At 37.6% G+C, this 11074-nt stretch carries 9 protein-coding genes and 1 pseudogene; all 10 read left to right on the forward strand.

All coding sequences use genetic code 11. The features are described from left to right. Positions 1-69 precede the first annotated feature (69 nt). Positions 70-1440 carry an exopolysaccharide biosynthesis polyprenyl glycosylphosphotransferase gene (locus DWX91_RS12995; protein ID WP_107001637.1) on the forward strand — a complete coding sequence of 457 codons (1371 nt, stop codon included), beginning with the start codon at positions 70-72 and terminating at the stop codon, positions 1438-1440. Between the two features lie 151 nt (positions 1441-1591). Further along, positions 1592-2563: a glycosyltransferase gene (locus DWX91_RS13000; protein ID WP_412693908.1), complete on the forward strand. Its 972-nt coding sequence runs from the start codon at positions 1592-1594 to the stop codon at positions 2561-2563. Positions 2564-2565: 2 nt separating this feature from the next. Then, positions 2566-3354, forward strand: coding sequence for an ABC transporter permease (locus DWX91_RS13005; protein ID WP_107001635.1), 789 nt, complete (start codon positions 2566-2568; stop codon positions 3352-3354). Between the two features lie 30 nt (positions 3355-3384). Then, positions 3385-4121: pseudogene (locus DWX91_RS13010) on the forward strand (ABC transporter ATP-binding protein). Positions 4122-4147: 26 nt separating this feature from the next. Beyond that, a complete protein-coding gene (locus tag DWX91_RS13015) occupies positions 4148-5989 on the forward strand; it encodes a DUF4422 domain-containing protein (RefSeq protein ID WP_118539139.1) in 1842 nt (613 codons plus the stop codon). Beyond that, positions 5986-6996 carry a glycosyltransferase family 2 protein gene (locus DWX91_RS13020; protein WP_118539141.1) on the forward strand — a complete coding sequence of 337 codons (1011 nt, stop codon included), beginning with the start codon at positions 5986-5988 and terminating at the stop codon, positions 6994-6996. The genes DWX91_RS13015 and DWX91_RS13020 overlap by 4 nt, the downstream gene beginning before the upstream one ends. A gap of 1 nt (position 6997) precedes the next feature. After that, a complete protein-coding gene (locus DWX91_RS13025) occupies positions 6998-7972 on the forward strand; it encodes a glycosyltransferase family 2 protein (RefSeq protein ID WP_118539143.1) in 975 nt (324 codons plus the stop codon). 30 nt (positions 7973-8002) lie between these two features. Beyond that, positions 8003-9574, forward strand: coding sequence for a Coenzyme F420 hydrogenase/dehydrogenase, beta subunit C-terminal domain (locus DWX91_RS13030; RefSeq protein ID WP_118539145.1), 1572 nt, complete (start codon positions 8003-8005; stop codon positions 9572-9574). Next, on the forward strand, positions 9547-10650 hold the full coding sequence (locus DWX91_RS13035; RefSeq protein ID WP_243099060.1) for a polysaccharide pyruvyl transferase family protein: 1104 nt from the start codon (positions 9547-9549) through the stop codon (positions 10648-10650). Before DWX91_RS13030 ends, DWX91_RS13035 begins: the two co-directional genes overlap by 28 nt. A 25-nt stretch (positions 10651-10675) precedes the next feature. Further along, the coding region (locus DWX91_RS13040) for an acyltransferase family protein (RefSeq protein WP_147354406.1) at positions 10676-11074 on the forward strand (399 nt) is incomplete at its 3' end.

Here is an 11074-nt window from a genome sequence, read left to right on the forward strand (position 1 = left end):
TGGAATAGAATTACACGTTGGGTTCTGTGGAGTTCGGCCTGAATAAAAACAAAAAGAAGAGGAACTATTTTGAGACAATATGAACCATTCAAACGACTGTTCCGTCTGATAGGTGCGCTGCTCCTGATGGGGGCAGAAGTTGGCGCTTATGGATATGTCTGGAACGGATATTTCAACAAAATGATCGAATTTCCGTTCTGGAGAAGAGGAAACTGGCTGATGATTGCCCTGTATGCGGGACTATTACTATTTTTCCTGCTGACTTACGGGGGATTCCGGATCGGATACCTGAAAAAAGGAAATCTGCTCTGTTCTCAGATCCTTTCGATCGGACTTTTAAATCTGATTACGTATATTCAGATTTCTCTGTTAGATAAAAAATTTCATGATCCCCGGATACTGCTTGGGATGACGGTTGTCCAGCTTTTGATTGCACTGATCTGGACGTTCCTGTTTCAGCAGATATACAGGATTCTGTTTCCGCCAAGAAGGATGCTTTTGGTATGCGGAGACCGTCCGGCCTTTCACCTGATGGAAAAGATTCATTCCAGAGAGGACAAGTATTATCTGGAAACGGCGATTCATATCGGCGTCGGCATAAAAGCCATTCTCGAAGAGGCGAAAAAATATGATGCCCTGATTATCGGAGATATTCCGGCGAAGGATCGAAATGCGCTTTTAAAGAAATGTTTTGAGCAGGATATCCGGACCTACACGGTGCCGAAATTATCGGACATTCTGATCCGGACTTCCCAGGAATTAGATATCTTTGACAGTCCTCTGCTATTATCGAGAAATGATGGCATATCGGATCTTCAGCGATTTATTAAGCGGGCGATGGATTTCATCTGTTCGAGCATCGGAATCGTGGTATTATCCCCATTCTTTCTTCTGGTGGCGCTGTCGATCTACCTGACCGACCGCGGTCCGGTCTTTTACAAGCAGACCCGTCTCACAGAGGGCGGAAAAGAATTTCAGATCTGCAAATTTCGGACGATGATCCAGAACGCGGAGGCAAAAACCGGGGCGAGACTGGCAGCGGAACACGATGACCGGATCCTGCCGGTGGGACATTTTCTTCGGAGAACCCGCCTGGACGAGCTGCCGCAGCTTTTCAATATCTGGAAAGGTGAAATGTCGATCGTAGGACCGCGTCCGGAACGCCCGGAGCTGGCGGCGGAGATCGAGAAAGAAATCCCGGAATTCTGCTACCGCTTAAAGATGAAAGCCGGACTGACCGGATATGCGCAGGTCTATGGAAAATACAATACAACGTCCTATGACAAACTGAAACTGGATTTGACTTACATACGAAATTACTCTCTGCTTCTTGACCTGAAGCTCATCCTGATGACACCGAAGATCATGATGCTCAAAGAGAGTACGGAAGGAGTCGCAGACAATGGAAAAGCTTCTGACAGTCGTCATCCCGGCGTATAACGCAGAAAAATATATCACATATACCCTGGATTCACTGTGCGCAGGGTGCAGAGACCGGAATTTGAAAAAGAAAAATCAGAGCAGGACAGGAAATGAAACGGAATCAAGCATTCAAACCGTATCAGCAAGAATGTCTGATTTTCAACCAGGTATGGATTGGTCCGGATACCTGGAAATATTGATTATAGACGATGGATCAAGGGATCAAACCGGTGCGATTGCCGATCAATATGCGGAGCGCTATCCGACCGTTGTCCGTGTCATTCATAAAGAAAATGGCGGTCATGGATCTGGGATCAACTGCGGCATCCAGAATGCATCGGGGCGATATATGAAAGTAGTCGATGCCGATGACTGGGTGGATCCGGAGGCATTGGATCATCTGATTGCTGCGCTGAAAAACTGTCGGGATGATGTGCTGGTCAGCGGTTTCTACTGGCGGTTTGACAACGGAAGCGGAGAGGAAAGTTCCTTTCCGAAAAAAGCAGAAATTCCAGAACCATTTTCAGGGGTGAAATATGGGATTTCCTATGGATTCGATGGAATCGCAGACCAGATTTACATGAAAATGCATGGAATCACATGGAAAACAGAGATCCTGCGGAAGATGCCGCTTTCCATCGATGAACACTGCTATTACGTTGATGCCGAATACATCCTGTATCCGATTCCGTGGGTCAAGACCGTATCCTTTATCCCGGACTTTGTCTATCAGTACCGGATCGGCCGGGAAGGACAGAGTGTCAGCCCGGAGAAGATGATCAGGAATAAGGAAAATTATGACCGGGTGATGGAATCCCTGCTGTCATTTTATCGTCTGTATCAGGGTGGAACACTTACCGGAAAAGACGGAAAGAAGCTTCCATGCAGTCAGGAAAAGCTACAGTATCTTGAAAATGGAATTGCCAGGGTGGCAGCTGGGAGAGTGAAGATACTTCTGAGCCTTCCGGCAGGCAAGGAAGTAAAGCATGCATTGATGCAGTTTGAAGATGAATTACTTCGGGACTATCCGGAGATTTACCATGCGAACCGAAATAAGGCGGTGAAGCTGCTGCGGGTAAGCCGGTATGGGCTGTATCGGGCGGCGGTGTGGGCGCTTAGTAAGATGAATAGGAGCTTTTAAAAATGGGTCGATTGGGACAAAGATTAAATGGATTATATAGCTATAGAAATCTTTTGCAGCAATTAGTTGAACGAGATGTCAAACTGAAATATCGAAGAAGTTTTTTGGGGTATTTGTGGAGTATTTTAAATCCCTTAATGATCATGATGATTATGGTAATTGTTTTTTCCAATATGTTCCGCTTTGATATTCAGGATTATCCGGTTTATCTGATTATTGGTCAGACTGTATTTAATTTCGTATCAGAATCAACCAATCAGGCAATGTGGTCTATCACAGGCAATGCATCACTGCTGAAAAAGACATATGTGCCTAAATATATTTTTACACTTTCTAAAGTCACGAGTTCCTGTGTGAATATGCTGTTTTCATTGGGAGCTATGCTGATTGTCCTGCTTGTATGCAGAGTTCCTTTAAATTGGTATATGCTTTTTATTCCGGTCATTATTTTACAGGTATATGTATTTAGTACAGGAATTGGTTTGTTTTTGTCGCAGGCAACCGTGTTTTTCAGAGATGTTCAGTATATATATGCAGCTTTTATGACGGGATGGATGTATCTGACACCTATTTTTTATCCGATCAATCAGCTTCCGGAAGGAATACGGTGGGGGATTATGACATTTAATCCTCTTTATTCGTATATCACCCAGTTTAGAACGGTTGTATTGATGCAGCAGCTGCCGGAATGGGGGATGATACTGCAGGGGAGTCTGGTTGCCTTGGGCGTTTTGATTGTCGGAACCCTGTGTTTTATGAAAAATCAGGATCGTTTTATACTGTATATTTAACTGCTTGAAATAGGAGAAACCTATATGGATATGAATAACTGTGCTGTAAAAGCGGAACATGTAGTAATTCGCTTTAATATGGCGTCGGAAAAAATCGATAATTTGAAGGAATATTTTATCAAACTTGTAAAGCATGAGCTGATGTTTAAAGAGTTTCTGGCGCTGAACGATGTTTCGTTTGAAGTAAAAAAAGGAGAAGCTGGGGAATCATTGGAGTCAATGGTTCTGGAAAATCGACCCTTTTAAAAGCAATTTGCGGGATTCTGAAACCGTATAAAGGGAAAATCACTGTCAACGGAAGCATCGCACCGCTGATTGAGCTGGGAGCTGGATTTGATGGGGATCTGACAGCCAGAGAGAATATATTTCTGAACGGTGCTGTATTGGGTCATGATAAGAAATTTATGGAACAGCATTTCGATGAAATTGTTGAGTTTGCAGAACTGCGGGATTTTCTGGATATGCCGATTAAGAACTATTCTTCCGGTATGGCGGCGAGACTTGGATTTGCAATCGCTACGATTGTGAAGCCGGATATTTTGATTTGTGATGAAGTCCTTTCGGTTGGAGATTATGCATTTCAGAAAAAGTGCGAGAAACGGATGAATGAGATGCGGGCAGCAGGAACAACGCTGCTTTATGTTTCACATTCGATTGAATCGGTTCAAAAGATTTGTGATCATGCGCTGTGGCTTCAAAAAGGCATAGTGAAAGGCGCAGGAAATGTGGATGAGATAGCGAAACAATACATGGACAGTTTGGCATAAAGATAAGAGGAATAGAGAAAAATTCAATGAGTAATATAAAAATTCTCATAGCGTGTCATAAAGATACGGCCCTGCTGGACAGTAAAATTTTGATTCCAATCCAGGTGGGGGCAGCTGGATCAGCAAGACGATTTGAACAAATGCTTTCAGATGATACAGGGGATCAGATATCTGCGAAAAATCCAATGTATTGTGAATTGACAGCGCAGTACTGGGCCTGGAAAAATCTGGAGGCAGACTATTACGGATTTTTTCATTATCGCAGATACTTAAGTTTTTCAGAACAAAAATATCGGGAAGATCGTTGGGGAAATGTGCGGGAAGATACATTCTCTGATGCAATAAAAGAAAAATATGGGCTCTCGGATAAACAGATAGAGAAAGTGGTTACTTCCTATGATTTGCTCATATCAGAAGAGAAAAACGTAGCATCCATGCCTGGAAAGGCGACGAATGTCTATGAACAGTATCAATACGGGGATTCTCTTCATATAGAAGACCTGGACTGCATCGTTTCGATTGTACAGGAAAAACATCCGGAATATGTACAAGATCTGAAAGAATATCTGAACGGAAAATATACTTGTTTTTGCAATATGTATATCATGAAAAAGGAGTTATTTCATGAATATATGGAGTGGCTGTTTGATATCTTGTCAGAATTTGAAAAACGCTCCAATCTGCACGATTATTCCATAGAAGGCCGAAGAACACCAGGGCATCTGGGAGAACGCCTTTTGACGCTTTACTATCTGCATCTTAAGAGAACCCGACAAATAAAAATAAAAAGTTTACAAACAGTTATCCTGTTTCATACAGAGCCTGCCTTGCAGGGAAATGTATCTCCAGCGTTCGAGAAAAATAATATTGCAATCGCAGCTGCCTGCAACGAAAAATTTGTTCCATATATGGCAGTCCTCCTGCAAAGTATTTGCGAACAGGCGGAGCAGAAAAATAATTATGACATCCTTGTACTGACACAAGATATATCGGAAAAAAGTAAAAAAATTCTTTCACTCATAATAGGGGATAAAAGTAATTTTAAAATCCGCTATCTCAATCCGACGCCGTATATACAGGGATGTTCTTTTTATATCAGAGGGCATTTTAGTATAGAAACCTATTTCAGACTGGTTCTTCCGGAGTTGCTGCCAGATTATAAAAAAATTTTGTATCTTGATTCGGACATGGTTGTACTGGACGATGTTGCAAAATTGTATAACGAATCAATTGACGGCTATCTGCTGGGAGCGTGTTACGATGCAGATACAGCCGGGCTCTATAACGGTTATGAGCCAAATAAAAAAGCATACATGGATCAGGTGCTGCAATTAAAACATCCTTATCAGTATTTTCAGGCCGGAACGTTGCTAATAAACCTGGAAACGTTTCGGGCAACCTATACGGTAGAGAAAAAGCTTCAATATGCAGCATCCAGGAAATTTCAGCTCTTGGATCAGGATATCTTGAACAAACTCTGCGAGGGCAGAGTCCGCTATATAGATATGTCCTGGAACATGATGGTCGATTATGCCGGAATACGAAAAGAGCAGATTATAACAAAAGCGCCGGCATGGTTAAATGAAATGTATCTGGAAGCCAGAAAACATCCGAAAATCATTCATTATGCAGGCTCAGAAAAACCATGGAAGCATCCAGAGATGGATTTTGGAAGTGTATTTTGGCAGTATGCCAGACGCACACCGTATTATGAAACACTTCTTAGAGATATGACGCTTGCTTCGATTCAGGAAAAAGAAGAAAAGCGGAAGTGGAGCAGAAAAATTCTGGGAGGTATCCAGTGCGTCAGAGATCATGGGATTGGGTATACGTTGTGGTATTTGAAAAAAAGTGGAGGTCGTAAATGAAAGTATTATCGATATCAATTGCAGCTTATAATGTTGAATCTACGTTAAAAGAATGTTTAGATCCTTTTTTAAAATCTACAGTATTGGATGAATTGGATATTATGATTGTAGATGATGGTTCGGGTGATCATACGACAGCTATTGCACAAGAATATCAAGAATTGTATCCGGATACTTTTCGATTAATAAAGAAGAAAAACGGGGGATGGGGTTCTACTGTAAATAGTGGTATCAAAGAAGCAAGAGGAGTGTATTTTAAACAATTAGATGGTGATGATTATTATGAGCCAGAAGCTTTAAATAAATTTATCCAATATTTAAAAAGTGAGCCTAGTGATTTAGTTATTTCTCCATATATTACATATGATAGTGAGACGGGAAAAATTATTACAACAGAAGATTGTAATCCTGGTTGTGACTTATTGAAAAAATATCTGATAAAAGATATTCCTGAATTTGCTCCATTTATGCACAGTCTTTCAATAAAAACAAAATTACTTCAAAAAGGAGGAGTAAAAGTAACAGAACATTGCTTTTACACAGATACAGAATTTGTTTTGAAAGCATGTAATCAGGCTGATTCGATATCATTTTTTGATAAACCAATTTATTACTATCGCCGTGCAGCTGTGGGACAGAGTATGAGCCTTAGTGGTTTTGAGAAACATTATATGGAACAGTATAAAGTAATAGAGGTTTCGTTGGATTATTTACAGAAGAATGTTTCACGACCGGAGATTAAGAAAATTTATGACAAATTATTATTAGGAACATGCTTTTGGCAATATTTAATTATGTTTTACATATCGGTTAGTAAAGAACATAAAAATAATTTGATTAAATATGATCTTATGTTAAAAGAAAAAGCACCGTTTTATTACAATCAAATTCATTTTAAAGAATTGGATATTTTGAGAAAGACACATTTTTGGGGATATTCAATTTTAGCGTCGTATAAAAAGAAAAAGGATAATCGATTCACAAAAGATGGAAAGTTGACAAATTAAGATGAAAGAAAATCAACCCCTTATTAGTGCTATTATGCCAATATATAAGACACCAGAACCCTTTTTAAGAAGTTCGATTGAAAGTGTACTGGGACAGACTTTAAAAGATTTTGAATTAATTTTGGTAGAAGATGGATCACCAGATAATTGCGGAGAGATATGTGATGAATATAGGCTGAGAGATGAACGGGTAAAAGTAATTCATCAAAAAAACTCAGGAGTTAGTGCGGCAAGAAATACTGGATTAGCTCAAGTTCAAGGAAAATATTTAACATTTATTGATTCGGATGATAGATTAGTTTCAAATGCATGGGAAATAGCCTTAAAAAAAATACAAAAGTCGGAAGCTGATTGTATTGTGTTTGGATGGAAAGATTTTACAGCCGAAGGAGAAATAACGGATCATCAAGTGACAAATAAGGATATAACATTGGATGCTTCTGAAATGGCATTTCAAATAGCATCGGATAATTTTTTGTGTGGTGGAGGGTATCCATGGAATAAAATATGGAATGCAGAAAAAATAAGAAGAGAATATGGAAACATTGTAAAATTTACAGATAGAGTTTATACATACGAAGACAAATTGTGGATTATTGAAGTGCTTGAAAAAATGGATCGAATTATCTTGATACCGGATGTGTTATATGAATACCGGTACCTTCCGTCCAGTTTAACACAAAGTCCTGAAAAATGGGAGAAACGTCAATTTAATGCATATGATGCATATGATATTATATTGGACAAACTGCGAGGAAAGAATGAAAAGGCATATAGAGGTGCTTTAAAGTTTTATTTTGGTTTTAATTTTACTGATTTGCGAAATATGTATCCATATCGAAAAGATGATATTGAGAGATTTAAAAAAACAAAAAGAAGGTTATGGAAGTTAAGCAAGAGAATAAAAATGGGAGAATTGCCTAATTTTAAGTACAATTTAGCATGGCTGTATTTTTTGCTTTTAGGATGGTTGTAAAAGCGGATAGTATTAGAAAGAGAGTGAACTATGGTTGAATATAAAAACGAGGAAAATTTTTTATTAAAAGAAATAGAAGATTCTGATAAGTTTTGTACAGGATGTGCGGCATGTGATAACGTATGTCCTGTTGGGGCAATTGAGATGATACCTGGTGAACTCGGTTTTGTAAGTCCATTCATTAATAATACATTATGCATCCAATGTGATATGTGCAGAAAAGCTTGTCCGGTACTGAACTTACCGGAGAAAGAAGATAAGATTCTTAAATGCTATGCTGTACAAGCAAATGATGAAGTAAGAAAAAAGAGTTCTTCAGGAGGTGCATTTACTCTTTTTGCGGAGGAAATTTTAAGATGTGGTGGTGCTGTTGTTGGAGCAGCGATGGGAGATGATTGTAAAGTATCCCATATAGAAATAGAAAGTATAGAAGAATTAGGACGATTGAGAAAATCTAAGTATGTTCAAAGCGATATAGGAAAAGTTTATAGACAAGTTAAAAAACTAAGAGCAGAGAATAGGTTGGTGTTATTTAGTGGCACACCCTGCCAGGCTGCGGCTTTGAAAAATGTGTTAGATAAAGATGAGGGTGAAGGAGTTTTTATAATAGACACGTTGTGCCATGGAGTTCCATCATATCAAATGCTTCGGGATTATATTGATGCTTCTCAAAAAAAAGAAGTTGAATCAGTAGAATTTAGAACGAAAGAAAAAGGGTGGAGAAATAGTTCTAGGAATATGTTCTTGAATTATAAAGATAATACAAGAATAATGGAAAAATATGAACTGAATGAGTATGAGCAAGGATTTCACAGTGAATTGATATTAAGAAATTGTTGCTATGAGTGTCAGTTTGCAGAATTACCACATGTGTCTGATATTACGTTAGGAGATTATTGGGGAATACGAGAACGAGATGCGATGCTCGATGATGATGGTGGAACCAGTGCAGTTATCATTAATAGTTTAAAAGGTTATCAATTGTTTGAAAAAATATTAAAAAATATTTCTTTGTATCGTGAAACACCGGTTGAATGGCTTGTTGATAACCGAATTCATGATGAAATAAAAGGAAATATTAGTAGAAGATATTTTGAGCATCTATATAAGAAAGGCGATTTTATTAATGCTGTCAAATGTGCGCTTGCACATAAATACCAAATAGGAATCGTGGGTCCTTGGATGAATATAAACTGTGGAGGTGCATTGACTTATTATGCACTTTACAGGACATTGGTTAATATGGGATATTTTCCAGTTATGTTATCGCAACCGAAAGGAAGTGAATGGGATCCGACGTACAAATATTGTAGATATAAAGAAATACCATATCCGGAATATGCTATTTTACCTGCGAAGAATGGATATCCTGGACAAAGAGAATTTAATAATTATTGTGACACTTTCATTGTGGGTTCGGATCAATTATTTACTGGAGAAATGTTTCAGCTTCTGGATGGGTATGCAGACTTAGAATGGGTAAATAATAATAAAAGAAAAATTGCTTATGCAGCCTCATTTGCAAAAGACCATTTTTCTGGAAGTCAGGAACAGAAAGAAAGACTTTCTTATTTTTGCAAAAGTTTGATTGTTTTTCTGTGAGAGAAAAAACAGGGATAAAATTAGCAAAAGAGGAATTTGGTGTATCAGCTGAGTGGGTTTTGGATCCGGTCTTTTTATGTGATAAAAAGAGCTGGGAGGATTTGCTTGAAAAAGGAAAAGAAAGATTAAATAAGAATCCGTCTATTTTTGGATATATTCTTGATCCGAATGATGAGAAAGAAAAGTTGATGCATTTGGCTGAAAAAATATTAAATTTAAAAAGTTATGCAGCTTCAGATGTATGGAACGAGGAAGATACATTAAAATGGATGTGGAATATACCAACATTAAGCAATTTAGGAAATGAAGAGTTGCTGGCGCATATAAAAAATTGTGAATTTGTAATGACGGATTCATTCCATGGAGTTTGCTTTGCAATTATTTTTAATAAACCATTTGCGGTATATATAAATAAAGACAGAGGAGCCAGTCGTTTCTATTCGTTATTAAAATTATTGCATTTAGAAGAGCGGATTATAGATTCAGAAGAGAAACTAGAAGTACTTTTGCTAAAAAATAAAGAGATTTCTTATGAAAATGTAAATGTTTTACTTGAAAAAGAGAAAGAACGGTGCATAAGCTGGTTAAAAAATGCAATAGAGAATCCGATTCCAAAACGCGAAGTTTCAGATTATGATATGGCATGTACTTATAGCGATCGATTAGAGAAAATGCAAAAAAAACGTAGGAAGTTTGAGTATGACAGTTTAAACGGAAGGATCGATTGGCTGATAGGACATGTGGACAATGATTTAATGGTGACGGATCAAAAACAATGGGAGCAATTAGAAGATCATAGATTGCGATTGGATGGATTGGATTCATATATAAAACGCTTAGAAGAAAATTTGATGGAAACAAACAAAAAACAGTGGGAGCAACTAGAAGATCATAGGCTTCGATTGGATGGATTGAATTCATATATAAAGTACTTAGAAGAGAAACAGCAAGAATATTTAAAAAGAATAGAACAATATGAGATTGAATCTTCGTGGAGTTATAAAATTGGGAAGATGATTACATTTTTTCCGAGAATAATTATGAAGAAAATAATATGTAGAAGGAGGAATAAATAAGTGTGAACTTATTGAAAATGATGAGATGAAAGAAAAATATAAATATTATATTGATGTTTTAAATGTTATCTCTTGTTTGTCTGTGGTTATTCTTCATACTAATAATGCATTTTGGAAATTTAGTTATGAATCATACTGGATTTCTGCCAATTTTATTGAGTGTATTTTTTACTTTGCTGTTCCAGTGTTTTTTATGATTACTGGTGTTACTACAATTGATTACAGAGAAAAATATGGAACAAGAGTGTTTCTCAAAAAAAGAATACAAAAATCTTTAATTCCTTTTGTTTTGTGGAGCATGATTGCTACTTTGTATTTTGCGATATTTAAAAGAATGGAGCAAGATACATCTTCTGTTGTTGCAATAATAGATGGTATAATAAACACAAAATTATGTATCAATATATTTGGTTTTTATTGGACT

The sequence above is a fragment of the Clostridium sp. AF22-10 genome, assembly GCF_003478725.1.
Taxonomy (GTDB): Bacteria; Bacillota; Clostridia; order Lachnospirales; family Lachnospiraceae; genus Otoolea; species Otoolea fessa.

What these genes read in the sequence shown, in the direction of transcription:
- DWX91_RS13015 (WP_118539139.1), top strand. Translation starts at nt 4,148, where the DNA reads ATGAGTAATATAAAAATTCTCATAGCGTGTCATAAAGATACGGCCCTG.
- DWX91_RS13000 (WP_412693908.1), top strand. Translation starts at nt 1,592, where the DNA reads ATGGATTGGTCCGGATACCTGGAAATATTGATTATAGACGATGGATCA.
- DWX91_RS13020 (WP_118539141.1), top strand. Translation starts at nt 5,986, where the DNA reads ATGAAAGTATTATCGATATCAATTGCAGCTTATAATGTTGAATCTACG.
- DWX91_RS13025 (WP_118539143.1), top strand. Translation starts at nt 6,998, where the DNA reads ATGAAAGAAAATCAACCCCTTATTAGTGCTATTATGCCAATATATAAG.
- DWX91_RS13005 (WP_107001635.1), top strand. Translation starts at nt 2,566, where the DNA reads ATGGGTCGATTGGGACAAAGATTAAATGGATTATATAGCTATAGAAAT.
- DWX91_RS13030 (WP_118539145.1), top strand. Translation starts at nt 8,003, where the DNA reads ATGGTTGAATATAAAAACGAGGAAAATTTTTTATTAAAAGAAATAGAA.